Annotated in this window: 19 protein-coding genes and 1 pseudogene; 14 read left to right on the forward strand and 6 right to left on the reverse strand. The window is 74.5% G+C overall.

Annotation, left to right across the window (positions count from 1 at the left end; genetic code table 11):
• Window positions 1-27 precede the first annotated feature (27 nt).
• The 4 genes from DDQ41_RS23465 to ligD all read right to left on the reverse strand — a co-directional run bounded on the left by DDQ41_RS23465 (window position 28) and on the right by ligD (window position 4,991).
• Window positions 28-2,199, reverse strand: a complete 2,172-nt coding sequence (locus tag DDQ41_RS23465) for a HEAT repeat domain-containing protein (protein WP_109296251.1) — start codon at window positions 2,197-2,199, stop codon at window positions 28-30.
• A gap of 422 nt (window positions 2,200-2,621) precedes the next feature.
• Window positions 2,622-3,053, reverse strand: coding sequence for a nuclear transport factor 2 family protein (locus DDQ41_RS23470; RefSeq protein ID WP_109296252.1), 432 nt, complete (start codon window positions 3,051-3,053; stop codon window positions 2,622-2,624).
• Between the two features lie 67 nt (window positions 3,054-3,120).
• Window positions 3,121-4,020 carry an ATP-dependent DNA ligase gene (locus DDQ41_RS23475; RefSeq protein WP_109296253.1) on the reverse strand — a complete coding sequence of 300 codons (900 nt, stop codon included), beginning with the start codon at window positions 4,018-4,020 and terminating at the stop codon, window positions 3,121-3,123.
• A gap of 86 nt (window positions 4,021-4,106) precedes the next feature.
• Window positions 4,107-4,991: a non-homologous end-joining DNA ligase gene (gene ligD / locus DDQ41_RS23480; RefSeq protein WP_109296254.1), complete on the reverse strand. Its 885-nt coding sequence runs from the start codon at window positions 4,989-4,991 to the stop codon at window positions 4,107-4,109.
• A gap of 49 nt (window positions 4,992-5,040) precedes the next feature.
• On the opposite strand from ligD, the gene ku reads away from it, so the two are divergent.
• The 7 genes from ku to DDQ41_RS23515 all read left to right on the forward strand — a co-directional run bounded on the left by ku (window position 5,041) and on the right by DDQ41_RS23515 (window position 12,609).
• Complete coding sequence (ku, locus tag DDQ41_RS23485) at window positions 5,041-6,219, forward strand: non-homologous end joining protein Ku (RefSeq protein ID WP_109296255.1); 1,179 nt, start codon at window positions 5,041-5,043, stop codon at window positions 6,217-6,219.
• A gap of 471 nt (window positions 6,220-6,690) precedes the next feature.
• On the forward strand, window positions 6,691-7,878 hold the full coding sequence (locus tag DDQ41_RS23490; RefSeq protein ID WP_109297909.1) for an ROK family glucokinase: 1,188 nt from the start codon (window positions 6,691-6,693) through the stop codon (window positions 7,876-7,878).
• A gap of 65 nt (window positions 7,879-7,943) precedes the next feature.
• On the forward strand, window positions 7,944-8,453 hold the full coding sequence (locus DDQ41_RS23495) for a hypothetical protein (protein ID WP_109297910.1): 510 nt from the start codon (window positions 7,944-7,946) through the stop codon (window positions 8,451-8,453).
• A 534-nt stretch (window positions 8,454-8,987) separates the two neighbouring features.
• Complete coding sequence (gene pcaDC / locus DDQ41_RS23500) at window positions 8,988-10,328, forward strand: bifunctional 3-oxoadipate enol-lactonase/4-carboxymuconolactone decarboxylase PcaDC (RefSeq protein WP_109296256.1); 1,341 nt, start codon at window positions 8,988-8,990, stop codon at window positions 10,326-10,328.
• A gap of 218 nt (window positions 10,329-10,546) precedes the next feature.
• The gene (locus tag DDQ41_RS23505; RefSeq protein ID WP_109296257.1) at window positions 10,547-11,179 is read left to right on the forward strand and encodes an MBL fold metallo-hydrolase; all 633 of its coding nucleotides are present in this window, start codon (window positions 10,547-10,549) and stop codon (window positions 11,177-11,179) included.
• Window positions 11,180-11,297: 118 nt separating this feature from the next.
• Window positions 11,298-12,077: an exodeoxyribonuclease III gene (locus DDQ41_RS23510; protein WP_109296258.1), complete on the forward strand. Its 780-nt coding sequence runs from the start codon at window positions 11,298-11,300 to the stop codon at window positions 12,075-12,077.
• A gap of 91 nt (window positions 12,078-12,168) precedes the next feature.
• The gene (locus DDQ41_RS23515; protein ID WP_109296259.1) at window positions 12,169-12,609 is read left to right on the forward strand and encodes a DUF6278 family protein; all 441 of its coding nucleotides are present in this window, start codon (window positions 12,169-12,171) and stop codon (window positions 12,607-12,609) included.
• Window positions 12,610-12,861: 252 nt separating this feature from the next.
• Here DDQ41_RS23515 and DDQ41_RS23520 read toward each other — a convergent pair.
• Together DDQ41_RS23520 and DDQ41_RS23525 are read right to left on the reverse strand one after the other, a co-directional pair.
• Window positions 12,862-13,268 (reverse strand): annotated as a pseudogene (locus DDQ41_RS23520) (CocE/NonD family hydrolase C-terminal non-catalytic domain-containing protein); the annotation flags it as partial.
• Between the two features lie 318 nt (window positions 13,269-13,586).
• Entirely contained in the window at window positions 13,587-14,330 is a 744-nt protein-coding gene (locus tag DDQ41_RS23525; RefSeq protein ID WP_109296260.1) for a hypothetical protein, read from the reverse strand.
• Between the two features lie 314 nt (window positions 14,331-14,644).
• Between DDQ41_RS23525 and ggt the strand changes: the two genes are divergently transcribed.
• From ggt to DDQ41_RS31430, 7 genes are all read left to right on the forward strand, one after another.
• Window positions 14,645-16,471: a gamma-glutamyltransferase gene (ggt, locus tag DDQ41_RS23530; protein WP_174720316.1), complete on the forward strand. Its 1,827-nt coding sequence runs from the start codon at window positions 14,645-14,647 to the stop codon at window positions 16,469-16,471.
• A 274-nt stretch (window positions 16,472-16,745) separates the two neighbouring features.
• Window positions 16,746-17,384 (forward strand): hypothetical protein, encoded by a 639-nt coding sequence (locus DDQ41_RS23535; RefSeq protein WP_109296262.1) that lies wholly within the window; start codon window positions 16,746-16,748, stop codon window positions 17,382-17,384.
• 199 nt (window positions 17,385-17,583) lie between these two features.
• Window positions 17,584-17,814 (forward strand): ferredoxin, encoded by a 231-nt coding sequence (locus DDQ41_RS23540; protein WP_109296263.1) that lies wholly within the window; start codon window positions 17,584-17,586, stop codon window positions 17,812-17,814.
• On the forward strand, window positions 17,804-19,198 hold the full coding sequence (locus tag DDQ41_RS23545) for an NAD(P)/FAD-dependent oxidoreductase (protein ID WP_109296264.1): 1,395 nt from the start codon (window positions 17,804-17,806) through the stop codon (window positions 19,196-19,198). Before DDQ41_RS23540 ends, DDQ41_RS23545 begins: the two co-directional genes overlap by 11 nt.
• 28 nt (window positions 19,199-19,226) lie before the next feature.
• Window positions 19,227-20,468, forward strand: a complete 1,242-nt coding sequence (locus DDQ41_RS23550) for a cytochrome P450 (protein WP_109296265.1) — start codon at window positions 19,227-19,229, stop codon at window positions 20,466-20,468.
• Window positions 20,469-20,708: 240 nt separating this feature from the next.
• On the forward strand, window positions 20,709-21,098 hold the full coding sequence (locus DDQ41_RS23555; RefSeq protein ID WP_109296266.1) for a PPOX class F420-dependent oxidoreductase: 390 nt from the start codon (window positions 20,709-20,711) through the stop codon (window positions 21,096-21,098).
• Between the two features lie 94 nt (window positions 21,099-21,192).
• Window positions 21,193-21,486 carry a hypothetical protein gene (locus DDQ41_RS31430; RefSeq protein WP_174720317.1) on the forward strand — a complete coding sequence of 98 codons (294 nt, stop codon included), beginning with the start codon at window positions 21,193-21,195 and terminating at the stop codon, window positions 21,484-21,486.
• Window positions 21,487-22,560 lie beyond the last annotated feature (1,074 nt).

Below are 22,560 nucleotides of genomic sequence, written 5' to 3' on the forward strand. Positions count from 1 at the left end.
TGTCACGTATGACTGCGGAGCGCGGTGTCACGTACGGCCGCGGAGCGCCGTACGGCAGAGGGCGAGCAGGCGCTCGTCCTGCTCGATGTCGTGGCTCCCGGAACCCCCGTCCAGCACGTTGTGCCGCCGCGGGCGCGAGAGTTCCGCACGCAGCAGCGGCACCGCCGGTTCCGCCGAGGGGCCCATCTCGGCGAGGCACTCGGCGATCTCGACGCGCCCGTAGCGGTTCTCCTCCCACGCGGTCCGCAGCACCGGCAGTGAGTCCCCGGCCGCGCCCGTGACCCGCCACAGCGCCACCGCCGCGTCCATCCGGAGCCAGCGTTCCGGCGAGGCGAGCAGCTCGCGCAGGGCGGGCGCCGCGCCGGCCGCCGCGCGGCCCACCGAGCCCAGCGCGGCCGCCGCGGCGCGTCGCTCGTCGGGGCCGTCCGCCGCGAGCAGCTCGCGGAGCACCGGCAGCACCGTCGCGGCGTCCCCGGTCGCCGCCCACAGCGCCCGCGCCGCGGCCGCGACGACCGACGAGGACGGCTCCGTGGACGCACCGCCGAGCAGCGCGCGCAGGGCCGGCGCCGCGGGCACGGCGGCTGCCCCGAACGACGTGAGGGCGCGCAGCGACGCCTCGGTCACCCACTCGCCGCCCCGCGCCGGCGCCCCGTGCAGCACTCCCAGCACCTCGGGCAGCGCCTCGGCCGCACGCACTCCGGCGAGCCCGGTCAGCAGGGGCACCGCCCGGTCGGAGAGCCGCTCGTCCAGAGCCACCTCGGCGAGCCGCCGCCGCAGCAGCGGCACCAGGGGTGCCGCCAGATCGCCGAGGTACGGCACCGCGAACGCCACGTCGCGCGGCAGGTCAGGCTGTTCCAGGGCGCGGGCGAGCGCCGGGACTGCACGTGGGTCGCCGAGTCTCGCGAGCGCGATGAGCGCGCGGTGGTCGGCCTGCCGGTCCCCGCCGGTGGCCCCCACCCGCTCCGCGAGAGCGTCGGCCGCGGGCAGCGCCAGCCCGAAGAGGCTCTCCAGGAGGCTGACCGCGGCGCCGTGCAGCAGCGGGTCGGGGTCGTCGAGCTGGGCCCCGACGAGCCGCACCACCTCGTCGTACGGCCCGCGCCAGGCCCTGATCAGCCCGTGGCACATCCACACCGCGTCCGTGCGCTGTGCCGGATCGGCGCTGCTCAGCTGGCCGGTGAGCAGCGCGATCCGGTCGTCGACGCGGTCGCCGAGTGCGGAGTGGAGTGTCCGCAGCAGGTCGTCGGCCCACGGTGCGCCCGGCCCGCCGCCGTTGCCCTGCGCCGACGGGGCACCGGCCCCGGCGGCCCTCGTCTCGGCGGCCCTCGTCTCGGTGGCGCTCGTCTCAGTGGCCCTGGCTTCGGCTGCCCTCGCTTCGGCGGCCCCGGCGGCCTTCGCCCTGGGCCCGGTGGCCCCGGCCCCGGCCCCGGCCCCGGCCCCGGTCCCGGGCCCTGGGCCGGTCCCGGCCGCGGAGCCGGCCCCGTCCGCGGCCCGCAGCAGCGCGGTCGCGGTGGACGCGATGTCGTCGGGCAGGAGGCCGGGGGCGCAGCGCGCCAGCTGGGTCAGGGCCGAGAGCCGCAGCCCGGGCGGCCGGTCGGCGGCGAGCAGCGTGGTCAGCCAGGTGACCGATTCGGCGCGCAGCGCCTCGTGGCGCAGGGCGATCCGCCCCACCGCCTCGACGAGCGCGAGCCTCACCTCCGTGTCCTGTTCCGACTCCAGCCGTTCGCGCAGGAGGGCCAGCACCCGGGCCGGGTCGCCGTGCAGCATCGCCAGGGCGCACGGTGCGGCGAGCCGGACCCCGGCGTCCGCGTCGTCGAGCAGCCCGACGAAGACGTCGGCCCCCGAGGCGACCGCGGCGGCGGCCATCGCGTAGTTCGCGGCGTCCTCGAACTCCTCGTCTTCCGGGTCGAGTTCGTCGTCGTCGAGGTCGATGCCGCCGATGCTGGTCAGCAACTCCACGATGGCGCCCCGGTCCTCCACCTCGGGACTGGCGGCGAGTTCCAGCAGGAAGGGGATGCAGGCCAGTGTGGAGTCGTACACGTCGCCCTGGTGGTGGACCGCGGTGTACAACCCGTCGAGTGCGGTCTCCCGCTCGGCCGGATCCGTCGAAGCGAGCCCCCTCAGCAGCCCCGGCACGTCGTCAGCCGGACCGTACGCATGTCCCATCGAGGCCCAGTCGACCTCGTCCATCCCCGTGAACACGCCGTTCCCTTCGGTGAGCCGGATGCCTGGGGAGAGTGTGCACCAGGACTGCGGCAACCCACCCCGCGCAAGTGAGCCGGATGAACGGCCGCTCTTGGGCGTGCCGCACAGTACGCCACCCTTCCGGAGCGGTGACCCCGAGGCACCGGGGCGCCGCATCTCGAAGGTACGGGGACCTCCGGGCGCCGCACCTGCGGGGTGCGGGGACTCACGGGGTACGGGGACCTCCGGGTTGCGGGGGAATCCACGGGTTACGGGGGAATCCACGGGTTACGGGGGGACCCGCGGGTTGCGGCGGACCTCCGAGCCTCCGGGGCACCGCACGGCTTCGCGGTGGCAGGCGTAGGCGTATGCGTACGGCCCCGCCCGCAGCCGTGTCGGACGGCTGCGGGCGGGGCCGAGGGGTCGCGGAGCGTGGCCGCTCAGCGCAGGTTGTCGCCCCAGCCGTTCTGCATCATGGTCTGGAACGCCCATCGCCCGTCCCGTTTGACCAGGATGTCGGCGTACCGCAGCTGCCGGGTGGTGCCGCCCGCCGTCATGGTGGAGTCGCTGAAGACGACGGCCATCGCGGGGCCGAGGAACACGGGTGTGCGCACCGACTCGAAGGTCGTGTCCTCGCCTCCGTCCCCCATGACCTCGGTCATGGTCCGGACGAACTGCTCGCGGTCCCACTGGGCGGAGGCGCCGCTGCCCGTGGAGTCGTCGCTGACCAGGTTGAGCGGGAAGACGGCCAGGTCCGCCATCCGCTCGATGTCGCGTCGTGCGGCGGCGGCGTCGTAGTCGGCGAACCAGGCTTGGACGGAGGCGAGTTCGTCGGAGGTCGGGCGGTATCCGGTGTCGGGCAGCTGGGGCATGCGGACTCCTCTGGCAGACTCATCAAACTTGATCAGTTGGGGAGGGTACTCCCCGCCCTCCGTGTGGTCAAACTTGATTAATGAGGTCGTCCCGAAGCCGGTGGACCGTGACGACGGTGTGCCGGGTGGTGCCGCGCATGACCTCGGCCAGCAACCCCGGTTCCACCGCGCGGTAGGGCACCTCGCCGAGGCCGATCGCCCTCGCCGTCCGGGGCGCCCCCTCGGGGTGCTCCGCGGTACGACCCGAGAGCAGTTGCCCCGCGCGCGCACGCAGGGCCGGCGGCAGCGGGCCGGACACCACCGGGGTGTCGTCGTCGGGAAGCACCAGGACCAGTGCGGCCGGGCGGCCCGGCGGCCCGGTGAAGCCGGTCACCGCCGCGTCGCGCAGTTCCGTGTGGCGCAGCTTGCGCCAGTCGCGCGCGCCGGACCGGTACGGACCCGCCAGGTGCTTCACCACCAGCCCTTCGATCCCCGCCTCGGGAAGCGTCTCGAACCAGGTCTCGGCGAGCCGGGGGTCCGTGGTCATCGGTACCGGCTGGAGCGGCGGTCCGAGGGGCGCGAGCAGTGCGCTCAGCCGCCCCCTGCGCCGCTCGTACGGGGCGGGGCGCAGGTCCTCTCCGCGCTCCCAGAGCAGGTCGAACGCCGCGTAGGAGGCGGGCAGCCGGCGGGCGAGGAGCCGGGCCCGCGCCGCGGTGGCGGCCGCCCGGCGCTGTACGGCGGCGAAGTCGGTCCGGCCCCCGGTCCAGACGACCGCCTCGCCGTCCACCACGGTGCCGTCCGGCAGGGCGAGCGCGGCCTCCGCCAGGTCGGGGAAGGCGGTGGTGACGATGCGTCCCGAGCGGGCCTGGAGCACGGCGCTGCCGTCGATCTTGAAGAGCAGTATCCGGTGGCCGTCGAACTTGGGCTCGTACGCCAGCCCCTCGCCGCGTGGCAGTGCGGCCACCGGCTGCGCGAGCGCCGGCTTCACCGGAGGCCTCGGAGGCCTCGGCGGCCTTGGTGGCCTCGGTGGTCCTGCTGGTCCTGCTGGTCCTGCTGGGCCATCGGCGCGGGGGTTCAAGGCAGCACACCCGCCGACGCCGGGTCGGCGAGCGGCGCGAGCAGGTCCCCGTGCCGTTCGAGCCTCCCCGGCATGTCGCCCAGGAGCAGAACCAGGTCCCCGGGTGCCCCGCACCCCTCGACCTCGTCCCAGGTGACGGGCGCGGACACGGTCGGCTCGGCGCGGGCGCGCAGGGTGTACGGCGTGGCGGTGGTCTTGGCCGCGGCGTTCTGGCTGTGGTCGACGAAGACCTTCCCCGGGCGCAGAGCGCGGGCCATCCGGTGCACGACCAGCCCCCCGAGTTCCGCCTCCGCCTCCACGGCCAGGCCCCTGGCGTAGGCCGAGACCTCCGCCGAGGGGGCCGGGTCCAGCGGCACCAGCAGGTGCAGCCCCTTCGAGCCCGAGGTCTTCGCGTACGCGTCCAGACCGTCGGCGGCCAGTCGTTCCCGCAGCCACAGCGCCACCCGGCAGCACTCCACGACCGTCGCGGGGGCCCCGGGGTCGAGGTCGAGGACCATCCGGTCGGCCCGGGCGGGCCGGTCGATCCGCCACTGGGGGGTGTGGAACTCCACGACCAGGTTCGCCGCCCACATCAGCGAGGGCAGGTCCTGTACGACGACCTGCTCGCCGGTCTCCCGGGAGGAGCGCGGCACCTCCGCGACCTGCACCCAGTCGGGCGTGCCGGGGGGCGGGTTCTTGGTGAAGAACAGCTGGCCCTCGGGGCCGTCGGGGTAGCGCAGGAAGGACAGCGGCCGGTCCCGCAGATGCGTGAGGATCGCGTCCGCGATGCCGGCGTAGTAGTGCAGCACCTCGCCCTTGGTGGTCCCGGTGGCCGGATGGAGGACCTTGTCCAGGTTGCTGAGGGCCAGGCGCCGCCCCTCCACCTCTGTGATGGGCGTCATACGATGAGAATCCCATGAATCCCTGCATATTGAATGAAAGGGATAGAAGGTGCGATCCATTTGGAACGGTGCGATCTCCTTCGGGCTGGTCAGCATTCCGATCAAGCTCGTGAACGCCACGGAGAGCCGCTCGGTCTCCTTCCGCCAGATCCACACCCGGGACGGCGGGCGCGTCCGGTACCGCAAGGTCTGCGAGCTGGACGACCAGGAGGTGCCGCAGGCGGAGATCGGGAAGGCGTACGAGGACGCGGACGGGACGATGATCCCGATCACCGACGAGGACCTCGCCTCGCTGCCGCTGCCCACCACGAAGACGATCGACATCGTCGCCTTCGTCCCGGCCTCGGAGATCGACCCGATCCAGATCGCCGGCGCGTACTACCTCGCGGCGAACGGCGTGCCCGCGGCCAAGCCGTACACGCTGCTGCGGGAGGCACTCAAACGGAGCAGGAAGGTCGGACTCGCCAAGTTCGCCCTGCGGGGGCGGGAGCGGCTCGGCATGCTCCGCGTCGTCGACGACGTCATCGCGATGCACGGCCTGCTCTGGCCGGACGAGGTCCGCCGGCCCGAGGGGGTCGCGCCGGACACGGACGTCACGGTCCGCGACGCCGAACTCGATCTGGCCGACGCGCTGATGGACACGCTCGGCGACGTGGACGTCGACTCGCTGCACGACGACTACCGGCAGGCGGTGGAGGAGCTGATCGCCGCGAAGGCGGAGGGCGTCGAACTGGAGCCGCAGCCGGCGCCGGCGGGCGGCGGAAAGGTCATCGACCTGATGGCCGCTCTGGAGAGCAGCGTGCGGGCGGCGAGGGAGGCTCGCGGCGACGAGGCGGCTGAGGCCTCCGCGCCGGTGACGGAGCTGAAGCCCCGTGGGAAGGCGGCGCCGGGGAAGAAGGCGGCGCCCGGGGGGAAGACGGCGAAGGGGGCCGCGACGGCCGCCGCCGAGCCGGCTGCCGGGAAGGCGGCCGCCAAGAAGGCGGCCGCGGGGAGGGCACCTGCGGGGAAGGCGCCCGCCGACCGGGCGACGGCCAAGAAGGCGACGGTCGAGAAGGCGCCCGCCGACCGGGCGACGGCCAAGAGTGCGACGGCCAAGAGTGCGACGGCCGGGAAGACGGCGGGCAGGACGGCGGGCAGGACGGCCGCGTCCTCGAAGGCGGCCTCCCCGAAGCCCGCGGACGGGAAGGCGGGCGCGAAGAAGACCGCCGCCCGCAAGCGCGCGTCCTGAGGGCCCTTACCGCGGTCGCTCGCGGATGCCCGGGCGGGGTGGAGGCGAGGGCGGCGGATGCCCGGGCCGGGTCCGGCTGGACCGGCCTGACGTGCGGACCGGGTCAGGGTCCCCCTGCGGCCCCGCCCCGGCGCGGACCCCTGCGTGGACCCTGACGTGGACCCCGGCCAGCACCCGGCCACCCCTCCGCCCTGCCGCTGACGGGCGCGCTCGTCAGCCCCGCCCGCCCGTCCACTCCCGCCCGACCTGCCCGGCCGCCCTCTCCCGCCCGCCCGGCCGCCCTCTCCCGCCCGCCCGGCCGCCGCCCGCCCGCCGCCCGCCCGCCGGACGGCGCCCGGGGCCGGCGCGGGCCCCGGATGGCACAATCGGGCACGGCGGGCGCCGCCCGCCTCCGGTGCCCCGGATCCGCCTCCGGTGCCCCGGATCCGCCTCCGGCGACCCGGATCCGCCGCCACGACCCGCAGGGACGCCTTGAGTACGTACCGCGACTTCGCCCACCGGGGCTCCGCCCGGGCCACCGTCCTGCGGACCGTCGGCCCCCGGGAGCGGCGCTCGCACCTCACCGCGCCCCGCGTCCCCACCGTGGGTATCGACATCGGCGGCACCAAGGTGATGGCCGGTGTCGTCGACGCCGACGGCCTCATCCTGGAGAAGATCCGCACCGAGACCCCGGACAGGTCCAAGAGCCCCAAGGTCGTCGAGGACACCATCGTCGAACTGGTCCTCGACCTCTCCGACCGGCACGACGTGCACGCCGTGGGTATCGGCGCCGCCGGCTGGGTGGACGCCGACCGCTCCACGGTGCTCTTCGCCCCGCACCTGGCCTGGCGCAACGAGCCGCTGCGGGACTCGCTCCAGAACCGTCTCGCCGTTCCCGTCATGGTCGACAACGACGCGAACACCGCGGCCTGGGCCGAGTGGCGCTTCGGCGCCGGCCGGGGCGAGGACCACCTCGTCATGATCACCCTCGGCACCGGGATCGGCGGGGCGATCCTGGAGGACGGCCGCGTCAAGCGCGGCAAGTTCGGCGTCGCCGGCGAGTTCGGCCATATGCAGGTGGTGCCCGGCGGACACCGCTGCCCGTGCGGGAACCGCGGCTGCTGGGAGCAGTACAGCTCCGGAAACGCCCTGGTCCGCGAGGCGCGCGAACTCGCGGCCGCCGACTCGCCGGTCGCGTACGGCATCATCGAGCGGGTCAAGGGCAGCATCCCCGACATCACCGGCCCGCTGATCACCGAGCTGGCCAGGGAGGGCGACGCCATGTGCGTCGAACTCCTCCAGGACATCGGGCAGTGGCTGGGCGTCGGCATCGCCAACCTCGCCGCCGCCCTCGACCCGTCGTGCTTCGTCGTCGGCGGTGGCGTCAGCGCCGCCGACGACCTCCTGATCGGCCCGGCCCGGGAATCGTTCCGCCGCCATCTCACCGGTCGCGGCTACCGGCCGGAGGCCCGCATCGCCAGGGCCCAGCTCGGCCCGGAGGCGGGTATGGTCGGCGCGGCCGACCTCGCCCGGCTCGTCGCCCGCCGGTTCCGCCGCGCCAAGCGCCGCCGTGTCGAGCGCCACGAGAGATTCGAGCGCTACGCCCAGGTCCTCCGCGGCGCCGGCGGACCCGGCGACACCGGCGGCGGCGACCGTCCCACCCACCAGGACCCCGAGTGAAGATCTCGCCCCGGCAGACGGCACCCGTGGAGCACAACGTGCGCCCCCCCGAGGGCCGCCGGCACATGGTCTGGCGCCGCGCGCTGACCGCGGTCGTCATCGTGCTGCTCATCGGAGTCCCCGCCGGATACCTGGTGACCTCCGCCGAGCAGAGCAGGGAGAGCGGCCGGGACAAGGAGGCCGAGTCGTCGGCGACCGGGCTGCGCGACAACTGGCCGTCCAGGATGAAGCGCCGCGTCTTCGAGGTGCCCATCCCCGCCCGGTCCACCGAGGTCGCCTACTACGAGACCAGCAACTGGAAGTCGAGCCGGCTGTACGTCAAGTTCCGGACGACCGCGGACGGACTCGACGCCTTCCTGAACGACATCGGTACCAGCCGTGCGCGGCTGAGGACCGGAGCGGTGCCCGTCGGCGCGCGCGACGCCGAAACCGTCGGCTGGGTGTTCGGGCCCGACGCGGCGTGGGCCGGTGCCTCGCACCGTCAGCCCGGCCCCCGCCCCAGCCAGGACATCGCCGTGGACCTGACCGACCCGTCCGCACCCATGGTGTTCGTGGTCTCGACCGCGACCCCCTGATCCGGTGCCGCGATCGCGCGGCCCGGCACCTGTCGTAGAAACCGTCCACGGGCGTCCAGTTGGTCCGGGGCGAGTGCGTAGGCCCCGTCATCGCCGTGTGGTGTGGTTGCGTCCGCGATGTCGGTGACACGCGGGTGATCGCTCGCGACATGTGAGGACCCCCGTGCCGGCGAAGCCGGCGGCGCGGATCCGGCAGGCGGCGGAGTGCACCGGCCACATGGCCGGAGTACGCCGCCCCCGGAGCGGGGCGAGCCGCCGACCGCGGCCGTGAGCCGCCGCCCGCTTCTTCGGGCGCGGGGGACGGGACGCAGCCGGGCACGGCCGGGCCGGCGCACCAGACCACGGCCGGCGGCCTTCTCCGACGGCGGCCACCCCCCGACGGGACCGCCCTCCCGGCTCACGCGGTGCCCCTGGCGCCGCGCGGAATATGTACCTTGGCTCTCGCCGGCAGGCCCGGCAGCGCCGGAGCGGGACAAGGCCCGCTGATCCACCCCGGCGATGTGACGTCCCGTGACGGATGAGAGGCTCAGGCGGGTGAGTGAGACACCACCGAACACCCTGCAATACCGCTTCGACGGGCCGGAAGACGCCCCGGTCCTGATCCTGGGTCCCTCACTGGGTACCACCTGGCACATGTGGGACCGGCAGGTGCCGGAGCTGTCGCGGCGGTGGCGGGTGCTGCGCTTCGACCTGCCGGGGCACGGCGGCGCCCCGGCCCTCCCGGCCGGGTCGGTGACCGAACTCGCCGACCGGCTCGCCGCCACACTCGACGAACTCGGTGTCCAGCGCTTCGGCTACGCGGGCTGCTCCATCGGCGGCGCGGTCGGCATCGACCTGGCGCTGCGGATCCCGCACCGGATCGCCTCGCTCGCCCTGGTGGCCGCGTCACCGAGGTTCGGCACGGCGGACGAGTTCCGCCAGCGCGGTGTGATCGTCCGCACCAACGGTCTCGACCCGATGGCGCGGGCGGCGCCCGAGAGCTGGTTCACCCCGGGCTTCGCCGCCGCGCAGCCCGCCATCGTGGAGTGGGCCGTCCAGATGGTGCGTACCACCGACCCCGGCTGCTACATCGCCGCCTGCGAGGCGCTGGCCGCCTTCGACGCACGGGCCGAGCTGGGGCGGGTGGGTGTGCCGACGCTGGTCCTGGTCGGTTCCGACGACCAGCTGACCGGGCCCGCCGAGGCGCGCACGCTGGTCGCCGGGATACCGGACGCACGGCTCGCCCTGGTCCCCGGAGCCTCGCACCTCGCGCCCGTGGAGCAGCCGGCGGCGGTGACCGACCTGCTCGTACGGCATTTCTCCCTGGCCTGGCAGGACACCCTCCAGACGGCCCCCGCGCCGCAATCCGCCCCCTCCGCCCCGTCCGTTTCTTCCGCCGTGTCTGCTCCGTCTGCTCCTTCCGCTCCTTCCGTCCCCTGCGCCTCAGCGCCCGTGACCCCCGTCGCCGAGATCGCCCCGGCCGCCGAGCAGCCCCACCCCGAGGGCGCGATGCGGCCCGACCCCTACGAGGCCGGGATGAAGGTCAGGCGCGCGGTGCTCGGTGACGCGCACGTCGACCAGGCGATGGCCGCGGGGGACGAGTTCACCGCGGACTTCCAGGAGCTGGTCACGCGCTACGCCTGGGGGGAGGTCTGGTCCCGGGAGGGCCTCGACCGGCGGACCCGCAGCGTGGTCACCCTCACGGTCCTGGTGGCCGGCGGTCACCTGGAGGAACTGGCCTTCCACACCCGCGCAGCCCTGCGCAACGGCCTCACCCCCACGGAGATCCGCGAGATCCTCATCCAGGCCGCCGTCTACTGCGGCGTCCCGGCGGCGAACGCCGCCTTCCGGGTCGCCCGGTCTGTGATCCTGGAGGAGACCACTCCGCGCGACTGAGCGCCCGGCGCCGCGCGCCCCGCACTCCCCGCCCGGTTCCTCCCGCCCGGTCCCTCCCGTGCGCGCCGTCCCGGCCCGCGCCCGGGGGCCGCACCCCGTTCGGGAAGGGGCGGGTGACGAAGGGGCGGCGACGAAGGGGCGGGAGGAGCAGGGCCGGCCCGGGGAACCGGGTGCACCCCCGTCGCGCGGGGCCCGGACGCGAGAGGAAGGCCGTCCCCGTGAAGCTCACCAAGAAGTCGCACGCCTGCATCCGCCTGGAGAAGGCCGGGCGGACACTCGTCATCGATCCCGGGGTCTTCAGCGAGCCCGACGCCGCCGCCGGGGCCGACGCCCTGCTCGTCACGCACGAGCACCCGGACCACTTCAGCGAGGAGCGGCTCCGGGTCGCGCTCGACGCCGACCCCGCCGTCGAGGTCTGGACCCTCCGCAGCGTCGCCGGGCAGCTCTCGGCCGCCTTCCCCGGCAGGGTGCACACCGTCGGCGACGGCGACGCCTTCACCGCGGCCGGCTTCGACGTGCGGGTGCACGGCGAACTGCACGCCGTGATCCATCCGGACCTGCCGCGGATCACCAACGTCGGGTTCCTCGTGGACGGTTCGGTGTTCCACCCGGGCGACGCCCTCACCGTCCCCGGCGAGCCGGTGGACACGCTGATGCTCCCCGTGATGGCCCCGTGGAACAAGGTCGCGGAGGTCATCGACTACGTCCGCGAGATCGGACCGCGGCAGGCGATCGACATCCACGACGCCCTGCTCACCGACCTCGCCCGCCCCGTCTACGACACCCACATCCAGAACCTGGGCGGCGCCGGGCACCGCCGGCTCGCCTCCGGGGAGTCCACCGGGATCTGAGGCCCGCCGGTGCAGGCCGCCCCCGGGCCGGGCGCGCCCGGCTCCGGTGGGGGACCCCCGGTTCGCCCGTGGCTGTCCGACCCCGTGGCTGTCCGACCCCGCGGCTACGCTTGACGGCATGCGCATCGCCACCTTCAACGTCAATTCGATCACCGCCCGCCTGCCGCGGCTGCTGGCCTGGCTGGAGGGCAGCGGCACGGACGTGCTGTGCGTCCAGGAGGCCAAGTGCACCGCCGAGCAGTTCCCGGTGGACGCCCTCAAGGAGCTCGGCTACGAGTCCGCGGTCAACGCCGACGGCAGGTGGAACGGTGTGGCGGTGCTCTCCCGGGTGGGCCTCGAGGACGTCGTGAAGGGCCTCCCCGGCGGCCCGGAGTACGGCGGAGTGCAGGAGCCCCGGGCGGTGAGCGCCACCTGCGGCCCGGTCCGCGTCTGGTCGGTGTACGTGCCGAACGGCCGCGAGGTCGCCCATGAGCACTACGCGTACAAGCTGGCCTGGCTGGAGGCGCTGAGGGCCGCGGTCGCGGAGGACGCGGCGTCCGGCCGCCCGTTCGCGGTGCTCGGCGACTACAACATCGCGCCGACCGACGACGACGTGTGGGATCCGTCCTTCTTCGAGGGGATGACCCATGTGACCGGGCCGGAGCGCGCCGCACTGGCCGGGCTGCGCGAGGCGGGCCTCGCCGACGTGGTCCCGCGCCCGCTGAAGTACGACCACCCGTTCACGTACTGGGACTACCGCCAGCTGGGCTTCCCCAAGAACCGGGGTATGCGCATCGACCTGGTGTACGGCAACGAGCCGTTCACCGCGGCCGTCAAGGACAGCTATGTCGACCGCGAGGAGCGCAAGGGCAAGGGCGCCTCGGACCACGCCCCCGTGGTGGTCGACCTCGATCTCTGAGCGGCGCCCTCCAGCGCCCGGGGCACACTCTCCGGTCGGCGTCCGCGCGCCCAGTGGTGTGCCCGTCCACGGGAATGCGAGGCTGATCGGTATGAACATCCCATTCTTGGACGGCTGGCGCAGAAGGCACGGCGGCCCCCGGGGGCAGTCGCCGGTGTCCGCGCCCGGGGGCGATCCGGAGGGTGTGGCGGAGCTGCTGTCCGAGTGCGCGCTGCTGCGGGCGACGGTGGGCCGGCAGGGGCTCGAACTCGACGACACCCCTTCCTCGTTGGAGGCGCTGGACCAGTTGCCCCCGCGCTGGCGGGACGACCCGGAGGAGCTTCCCTGGCTGGGGAACGACGCGGGGCTCTACCTGGGCACGGTGATCGTCCGTACCGTGCGGGGCGCCGCCTGGCACGTCTGGCCGGGCGGCCACCCCGTGGTGCGGCTCGCCTCCGGGCGCGAGGTCAACGTGGTGGAGGCGGGGCTCGACTGGGCGGTGCACGGATCGCCCGAGCTGTCCCAGGTGTACGCGGAGGCGGCCGAGGCCTGACCCGACTTCGATCCCTTTAGATGGCTATTACCGCTTTTGTCCTATCCGGTGCGTGTCGGGTCGTGAAGTGCCTTGCCGGGCTGGATAGTTTGCGCTGACCTCGACACCACCGAGATTGGGGCAGAGCAGCGTATGGCCGTCGATCCGCTGATCGAGTTGAGTGATGTCGTCATGGAGCGCGTGTGCGTCGCGCGTCCCCCGGAGCCGGGCGGTAGCTCGTAGAGCCGTGCCCGGCTCGGCGCCGGCCGGAGATCACTGCTCGCGCAACGGGACCGACACATATACGAGGGGTCGGTCGCGGGTGAGGAGAAGGTCAGCCGTGCGCCGGACGGGTTGTGCTCGATGCAGAGCGGGTCGACTGTGTCGACGACCGGGGCCGGGCGATGGCCGGCCGGGACGTCGTAGGCGGTGGAGAACAGCTCCAGGTCTACGGGGAACGGCTTGCCCGGAGTCCGGCCGTGGAACGTGTCCGGCGCATGGCCGACCGGCTTGCCGAGGCCGAGCGGCCCCACGTCGTGGAGGTAGGCGACGAGGGTGCCGCTCTCCTTGGTGTCGGAGACCGTGGTGTGGGGCTTCGCCGCGCCACTGATCCGCCGGGGGGTGCCGTAGCGCTCGGACCGCCGGACTGCGTCGAACCACCGGGGGAGGAGCGGGATCGAGGGGGAGGAACGGGAACGAGGGGGAGGAACGGGAACGAGGGGGTGGGGGCGGTCCCGCGAAGCGGTCCAGGGTGCCGGGGAGCCTCGGCCGTTCCCCTCCGGCCCAACGTCGGCCGGGACGACCCGGTCAAGGCGAAACCGCGATGCGATGCAGAGCCTGTGACGCCGGGACGTGTCATCCCCGAAAGAGGCGAGGCCGCAGCGGATCTGGCCGGCACCGGGGCGCCGGCGGGACCCGTACGCGTCGGGGCCCGTACGCGTCGGGGCCTGGCCGTGGCGGTGACGCGGCCCGGCCGTCCGCCGCCACGGGGAGGTGCGTCACGGCGCCGGTGCCGGGTCCGGCTCGCCGGCCGCGACCGGCGTCTGCGCGGCGCGGGTCACGTCGGCGACCAGTTCGACGACATCGGGCCCGTACGCCTGGGTGTTGACGACCTTCAGCAGCAGGACGAATGAGTCCGAGCCGTGCTTGCGGGCGAGCCTCTCGTGATGGCGGGCCAGATAGCGCGTCGCGGCCTGGTTGGTGATGGCGCGCTGACCGCAGAAGAGGAAGACCGGCCGGCCGCCCTCGCCCTTGGTCAGCCGGGCCAGGAGCACGTACTCGGTGCTGCCCGCCTCCAGCTCGTAGCGCTCGGTACCGACCCGGAACGCGGCGCGTTCCGGGCCTGTCGCCGCTTCCGTGTCGATCCTCACTCCCGGCAGCAGACTGCCCAGATGAGCCGCTGTGCGGCGGTTGGAGAAGGGTCCACCGACGCAGAACTCGGTGCGCTCGCCGAAGCCGAGCTGGGCGATGTCGTGCCGGAGTATCTGCGCCCGCGCCCCGCAGTCCTTGATCAGCGCGGAGAGTTCCAGCAGCGCGAACACGTCGAAGCGGTGCACGGCCCCGTCGGCGTCGGAGTCGCGGTTGACCACGAGCAGGCACTCGGAGTTCCCGGGGAGCCCGAAGAAGGCCCGCTTCCGGCGCAGCCTGCGCCGCCAAAGATGGGTCCGGAACGCCCAGCCGAGGTAGGCGCTGACACCGGCGGCCACCACACCGAGCACGATATTGCGCAGGTCTTCGCTCATGGGCGCGCATGCTAGCGGCCGGGGCGGAGCGATGGTCGATGTCGTTCCGATCCGGTCTCGACGGGCCCCTGAACCGGTCCCCGTGCCGTCGTGAGCCCGTCGCGGGACCGCCGTGAGTCGGTCCCGAGGCCATCCCGGGCCTGTCGTGGGTCCGCCCCGAGCCGGTCCCCGTGCCGTCGTGAGGCCGTCGCGGGACCGCCGTGAGTCGGTCCCGAGGCCATCCCGGGACCGCCGTGAGTCGGCCCCGAGGCGGTCCTGACGGCCGGTGCGCGGTGGCGTTACGCTGCGCGGACGTCCGCCGGATGGAGGTACGCATGGGTCGCAGAGTCGCCCGTCACGCTCCGCTCACCGTGGTCTTCACCGCCCTGCTGGCCGTGCTGACGGCCGGCGCCGCCGCGCCGCCGACGCCACCGCGGGCGCCCGACCCGGTGGCCGCACCGGTGAAGGAGCCCGTGGCCACCGGGTACGGCGGTGCCGTCGCGAGCGTCGACGCCGACGCCTCGGCGGTGGGCATCGAGGTGCTGAGGCGCGGCGGCAACGCCGTGGACGCGGCGGTCGCCACCGCGGCGGCGCTCGGGGTCACCGAGCCGTACTCCGCGGGCATCGGCGGTGGCGGCTACTTCGTCTACTACGACGCGGGCAAGCGCAGGGTCCACACCATCGACGGGCGCGAGACCGCCCCGCGCTCGGCCGGCGCCGCACTGTTCCAGGAGAACGGAAAGCCCATCCCGTTCGCGGAGGGCGTGACCAGCGGTCTGGGGGTGGGCACCCCCGGCACCCCCGCGACCTGGGAAGCGGCGCTCGCCGCCTGGGGCAGCCGTCCGCTGGCTCAGCTGCTGAAGCCCGCGGAGCGGCTGGCGAGGAACGGCTTCACCGTCGACGAGACCTTCCGCAGCCAGACCCGGGCGAACGAGGCCCGGTTCCGGGACTTCCCGGCCAGTGCCGAGCTGTTCCTGCCGGGCGGCCGGCTGCCGGAGCCCGGATCGGTCTTCAGGAACCCCGATCTGGCCCGCACCTACGCGGAGATCGGCCGCAAGGGCACCCGGGTGATGTACCGGGGCGGCGTCGCCCGCGACATCGTCGGCACCGTGCGGGCCCCGGAGGTGCGCGAGGGCGCCACCCGCGTCGTCCGGCCCGGCGATCTGACGCTCCGTGACCTCGCGACGTACGAGACGGTCCGCAGGCAGCCGACGAGGGTGGCGTACCGGGGGCTCGACGTCTACGGCATGGCCCCGTCCTCGTCCGGCGGCACCAGCGTCGGCGAGGCGCTGAACATCCTGGAGCGGACCGACCTCGCCGGGCTGTCCGAGGCGAAGTACCTGCACCGCTTCATCGAGGCGAGCCGCATCACCTTCGCCGACCGGGGGCGCTGGGTCGGCGACCCGGCCTTCGAGGACGTGCCGGTACGGGAGCTGCTCTCCCAGCGGTACGCGGACAGCCGGGCCTGCCTCATCCGCGACGACTCCGTCCTCACCAGCCCCCTCCCGCCCGGCGATCCGCGCTCCCCCCGGCCGTGCGGATCGGAGGGCCGCGCCGTCCCGACGACGTACGAGGGCGAGAGCACCACCCATCTCACCGTCGCCGACCGGTGGGGCAACGTCGTCGCCTACACCCTGACGATCGAGTCGACCGGCGGCAGCGGCATCACGGTGCCCGGCCGGGGCTTCCTGCTCAACAACGAGTTGACGGACTTCTCCTTCGCCCCGGCCGACCCGGCCGTGCACGACCCGAACCTCCCGGGCCCCGGCAAGCGGCCGCGCTCCTCCATGTCCCCGACGATCGTCCTGGACGACCGGTCCCGGCCCGTGCTGGCGCTCGGCTCCCCCGGCGGGGCGACGATCATCACCACCGTCCTGCAGACGCTCAACGGCGTCGTCGACCGCGGCCTGCCCCTGGCCGACGCGATCGCCGCCCCGCGAGCCAGCCAGCGCAACCAGACCACCACCGAACTCGAGCCGGAGCTGTGGAACAGCCCGCTGAGGGCGGAGCTAGAGGCCCTGGGCCACGCCTTCCGCCAGAACCCGGAGATCGGCGCCGCGACGGGGGTGCAGCGCCTGCCGGACGGCCGCTGGGTGGCCGCGGCGGAGAAGGCGCGGCGCGGCGGCGGCTCGGCGATGGTGGTGCGCCCCGCGGGCCGGTAGCGCGGGCCGGTGGCGCGGGCCGGTGGCGTGGGCTTGGCGTGCGGGTCGGTGGCGCGGGCCGGTGGCGTGGGCTTGGCGTGCGGGTCGGTGGCGCGTGCCGGTGGCGCGGGCTTGGCGTGTGGGCCCGTAGCGCGGGTCGGTGGCGCCGGCCGCCACCGCGGGGGTGCGCGGCTAACGGCCGCGGCGGGCAGCCGGGTTCACCCTCACGGGCGGCCCCGGTGGCGCTCCGCCGCCCTCCCGCTGCTTGCTGGAAGGGACAGAAAGCGAGCAGGCCATGGATCCGAGCAGGGAGCGACTGCGCACCCCCCGCGCCGCGGGGCTGGCCGGGATCGTGTTCGCGGTGCTGCTGGCCGCCGCGATCGTGCTGATGCGGCTGGCGATCCCCGAGGGTGCCACCGATCTCGGCGCTGAGGCCCTCAGCCCCGACCGGCGGCGCGCGGTGCGCGCGGCACTGGAGCTGGTCCCGTTCGCCGGGATCTTCTTCCTGTGGTTCATGGGCGCACTGCGGGCCCAGGTGGGGGAGCGGGAGGACAAGCTCGTCGCGACGGTGTTCCTCGGCAGCGGCCTAGTGTTCGTGGCCACCATCTTCGGGGCCGCGTCGGCGGCGGGCAGCATCCTCGCCGACCAGCAGCCCTCGGAGTTCGGCCGCGACTTCGCGTACACGCTGCTGACCACGTACGCGATGCGGATGGCGGCGGTCTTCATCTTCGCGACCTCGACCATCGGCCACCGGCTCGGCGTGATCCCCCGGCCGCTCACCGCCGTCGGATACGCGGCAGGCCTGGTGCTGCTGTTCGCGGGCCCCAGCTTCCCATGGTCGGAACTGGTCTTCCCGGCCTGGTCCGCGATGATCGGCGCCCATCTGCTCAGGCTCCGGATGAGGTCCCGGCCGCAGCCGGCCGACCTGCCGTGAACGGCGGCCGGCGGTTCACGGCAGGTCGCGGCCCGGGCCGCCCGCCGCGGTGTCCCGGTCTCGCCCGCCGGCCCGCTCGTGCGGCCGGATCCCGGCCCCGTCCGCTCACTCCTCCGGCACGCCCCGGCGAGCGGGACGGCCCCGGCGCCCGCATGCTGGTTCGGGGGAGTCACAAGGCAACGGGAAGGGCTGATCCGTCGTGAGAGTTGTCGTCGATCTCAACCGGTGCCAGGGGTACGCGCAGTGCGCCTTCCTCGCCCCGGACGTCTTCGAAATGCACGGCGAGGAAGCGCTGCTGTACAAGCCCCGGCCCGACGAGGCGTTCCGGGAGGACGTGGCCCGTGCCGTGGCCGCGTGTCCCGTACAGGCCATCCTCGTGGACCGGTCCGACGAGACCGTGACCGCCGGGGAGGCGTGCGATGCCCGCTGACGGACACCTCGAACGGTTCAAGCGCGAAGGGCGCATCGTCGTCGTCGGCGCCTCCCTGGCCGGTCTCAGGGCCGCGGAGACCCTGCGGTTGGAGGGCTTCGCCGGCACACTCACGATGGTCGGCGACGAGCCCCACGAACCGTACGACCGGCCCCCGCTCTCCAAGGGGGTCCTGCTCGGCAGGACCACTCCGGACCACACCGCCCTGCCCCGGCGCGCGGCCCTGGAGGCCGACTGGCGGCTCGGCACGGCCGCCACCGGGCTCGACATGGCCGCCAAACGCGTCCGGCTGGCCGACGGCGAGGAGGTCGAGTACGACCGGCTGCTGATCACCACCGGGGTCCGCGCCCGGCCGTGGCCGCACGACGGCGAGGCCGCGCTCGACGGGGTCTTCGTCCTGCGGACCCGTGACGACGCGACCGCGTTGCAGAAGCACCTCGCGGACGGGCCCCGCCGGGTGCTCGTCATCGGCGCGGGCTTCACCGGCTCGGAGATCGCCTCCGCCTGCCGTGAGCGGGGCATCCCCGTGACGGTCGCGGAACGCGGAGCCGCGCCCCTCGTCGGCGCGCTCGGCGGCGTCGTCGGCGCGGTGGCCGCCGAACTCCAGCGCGAGCACGGGGTGGATCTGCGCACGGGCGTGATGGTGACCGGGCTCGAGGGGGACTCGGCCGGTCGGGTGCGGGCCGCCCATCTCTCCGACGGCTCCTCGGTCGAGGCCGACGTCGTGGTCGTCGCGCTCGGCGCGACGCGCAACACCGAGTGGCTCGCCGGATCGGGGCTGGGGGCCGGCCCCCGGGGCATCGCCTGCGACGCCGGCTGCCGGGCGTTCGACATCCGGGGCATCGTCACCGACGACGTCTTCGTCGCCGGTGACGTGGCGCGGTCGCCGCATCCGCTGTTCGGGTACCAGTTCCTGTCGCTGGAGCACTGGGGCAACGCCGTCAGCCAGGCCGAGACCGCCGCGCACAACATGCTCTGCGACAGCGTCGACCGCCGCCCCCACATGTGGGTCCCGGCCTTCTGGTCCTCCCAGTTCGGCGTCAACATCAAGTCGGTTGGAGTGCCGTCCATGGGCACGGAACTCCTGGTCTCCCAGGGCTCGCTCGCCGAGCGGCGGTTCGTGGGGGTGTACGGGTACCAGGACCGCGTCATCGGCGCCGTCACCTTCGACCAGGCGCGCTGGCTGCCGTTCTACGAGCATCTCATCGAGACGACGGCGCCGTTCCCGCCGCCGTTCCCGACGGTCGACCGCCGGCCGGAGGGAGCACGTCCCGTACCGGCCGACTTCCCCGACCCGTCGCTGCCCACCCACGGACCCACCGTCACCCTCAGCGGCTACTCGCCGGCCGACCGGCGCATGACCTTCACCCCCGGCCGGCACTGACGCCGTGAGCGAGCACAAGGAATCCGCCATGACCCAAGGCAGCCTGCTGCGGCAGATCCTCGAGTACGAGAACCGCCACGACCCGTACCCCCTGTACGCGGAACTCCGGAAGACGCCCGTGCTGAACGAGGACGACGGCGCCTACGTCGTGAGCACCTACGACGAGGTCCTGACCCTTCTGCACGACCCACGGGTCAGCTCCGACTCCCGCAACATGACCCGGCCGTCGGGCATCGACGTGCAGGACCAGCAGCAGGACGAGGAGACGACGCTGCCGCCCAGTTTCATCCGGCTCGACCCGCCGGAGCACGACAGGCTGCGCCGCCTGACGAACACCTCCTTCGGACCGCCCCACGAGCCCCACCGGGTGCACGAGATGCGCGGCGAACTGGGCGGAATCGTCTCGGACCTGATCGGAGGCATCGGCGGCACCGACCGGATCGACCTGGTCGAGCAGTTCTCGTACCCGTTCCCCGTGACCGTGATCTGCCGTCTGCTCGGGGTGCCGCGCGAGGACGAGCAGCGCTTCCACGGCTGGGCCGACACCCTCGCGGCCAGCCTGGACCCGATGCCGGGCCAGGACCCGACCGAGCGGGACAGGATCACCCAGCAGGCCCGCACCGAACTCGGCATGTACCTGGCCGGGCTGATCGAGGAGCGGCGCCGGAACCCGCAGAAGGACATGCTCTCCGAACTGGCCACCCTCAAGGGGCCGGACGGTTCGATGTCCACGATGGAACTGCTCAGCACCGCCGCGCTGCTGCTGGTCGCCGGTCACGAGACCACCGTGAACCTGATCACCAACGGCATGCTGACGCTGCTGCGCAACCCCCAGGTGCTGGAGCGCCTGCGCGCCGACCCCGACCTGTCCGTGCCGCTCGTCGAGGAACTGCTGCGTTTCGAACCCCCGGTGCAGCTGGTGCCGAACCGCACGACCCTCGCCGACATCGAGATCGCCGGGGTGACCATCCCGAAGGGCGCCTCCCTGTGGCTGGTGGTGGCCGCGGGCAACCGCGACCCGCTGCGCTTCGAGGACCCCGACCGCTTCGATCCCGACCGCGAGGACATCCGGCACCTGGGCTTCGGCAGCGGCGTGCACAGCTGCTTCGGCGCGCCCCTCGCCCGCCTGGAGGCCCAGATCGCGCTGAGCGAACTCGCACGCCGGCTGGTCAACCCCCGGTTGCTGGAGGACCCGCCCGAGTACCGCGGGAACGCGGTGCTGCGCGGGCCCCGCCATCTGCCGATCGCCTGCGACGACATCAGGCCGTGAGCCCGGGGCGCCCGGCCCCGGGACCGGGCTGCCCTGACCGCGGGCCCGGGGCCGCCCCGGGCGGCGCGGACGGGGCGGCGCGGACGGGGCGGCGACGGAGCGCGCCGCGCGCTCGTCCATGCCTGAGGGAATGGGGCCCGGCCCGGCCGGCACCGCGGCACGGCTCCGGCTCCGTGCCCCGGACCGCGCGAGTCCGGCCCGGGGCACCGGGCCCGCGCCGCGGGGCGTAGTCTCGCGCCCGTGGACCTCCAGGAGCTCGACCGCGCCAAGTACATCAGCCTCACCACCTTCCGCAAGGACGGGACGGGCGTCGCCACGCCCGTGTGGTTCGCCGCCGAGGGCGGTGAACTGTACGTCTGGACCCGCTCCGACTCGTGGAAGGTCAAGCGCCTGCGCCGGGACGACCGGGTCACGGTGGCCCCCTGCGACGTGCGCGGCAGGGTCGGGGAGGGAGCCGAGACCGCGGAGGGTACGGCACGACTGCTGGAAGAGGCCGATCTCGGGAGGGTCAGGAAGCTGCTGAGCCGCAAGTACGGCTGGCGGTTCCGGCTCGTCGACGTCCCCGCCGCGGTCGTGCGTCTGGGCAAGCGCCCGCACACCGGCATCGCGGTGAAGCTCCGGGCACGTTGAGCGATCCGCACCGCTTTCGAAAACCGCCCGTAGCCGTCCCGTAACACGGCTGGGGTCGAATGCCTGCGAACCCGAGGCGGAGGGCGGGCAGACGATGGCGGCGCAGCAACTCCCCGACCGGATGGGGGACTTCGCGCGATACCTCGGTACGGTGGTGGAGCGCCTGGACCCGCAGAGCGGCTGGTGCGCGGTCTTCTGGCGGCGTGACCCCGACGGGCTGACGGCCTGTTTACGAGGGGCCGAGGTCCCACCGTGGGACGTGGTGGAGTCCCTCCTCCAGGACCTCGCGGCGGACGACGGGGAGACGGCGCACGCCCGCGGGCTGCACGCTGCGGCGGCGACCGCCCACGACCGCCGCCCGGGCGGGCCGAAGCCCTCGGAGCGCTGACCTGATGCGCCGCGAACAGGCCCGGGTGCGGGCGCGGGCCGGGAGCTGAATCGCCGCTGGCCGCCGTGCCCGAGCATCCGCCGCGTACGGGACCTGGCCCGCGACCTCTCCTGGGCCGAGGACGACCACATCCGCGCGACCTCGCGATGCGCCGAACTCGCCGCCCGGATCGCCGCGCTCGCATCCCTCCCGGGCCTCCCTCGGCCCGGCACCCACGACCGGGACCCGCATCAGGCCCCATCGCACGTCGGCAGCCGAGCGTTCGCGCGCACGCCTCGGCCCGGACCGGGCCACGGCGCCGATCGGGGCGCGGCGTCGGGAGCCGCGACGGTGAACCGGTGGCGTGGGCGGGGCGTGGGCATCGCCGGCGCCCGTCGACGCGGAGGTCCGGCCGAAGCGCCGGAGGCCGGCGCCGAGTCGGCGGACGGCGGGTGGCGGGCAGCCGCGGCCGTGGCGGCGCCGCTGCCCGGGGCGCTTCCGATCACGCGGGCGGGCCGGAGCGGGGCGGAGCGGACGCCGGGTTCGGGGCGCCGGTGCGTGGTTCCGTCCACGGGGACGCCGAGGCGGCGGACGACGGGCGGCGAAGGCCCGCCGCGACCGGCGGGGCAGGACCGGGATGGGAACGGAAGTCCGCGGCGCCCGCGCGCCCGCAGACCCCGGCGCCTCAATGCCCGTGACGCCGGGGCGGGGCGCGCCGAGGCGGCGGGGCGAGAGCCGCGGCCGCCCGGCAGCGGCCGCCCGGAAGCCGTTCACCCGGAAGGGACCGCCCGGCGCCGGGCGTGAAGCGCACCGAGGGAGCAGGCGGCGGCCGCGCGGGGCGCGCTACGCCTGGCTCGACGGCGGGGCGGACGACGGCGGGGGCGAGCCGTCCGGTGCCCGGCGTGCCCGAGTGCCCGTCGCCGACGGCGCGGCCGCGCGGCGCACGCTTCGGCGGGGAGACGGGACGCGGAGCCGGCCGGCGCGACGGGCCGGCGGGCGGGCGCCCCGTCGGCGAGGACGATCGCCGCGCGGCCCTGGCGACCGTCGCCACGCTCAGCCGGCTGCGCGCGGAGGGCCGCGGCGGAGAGGCCATGT

This window comes from Streptomyces spongiicola, assembly GCF_003122365.1.
Classification (GTDB): domain Bacteria; phylum Actinomycetota; class Actinomycetes; order Streptomycetales; family Streptomycetaceae; genus Streptomyces; species Streptomyces spongiicola.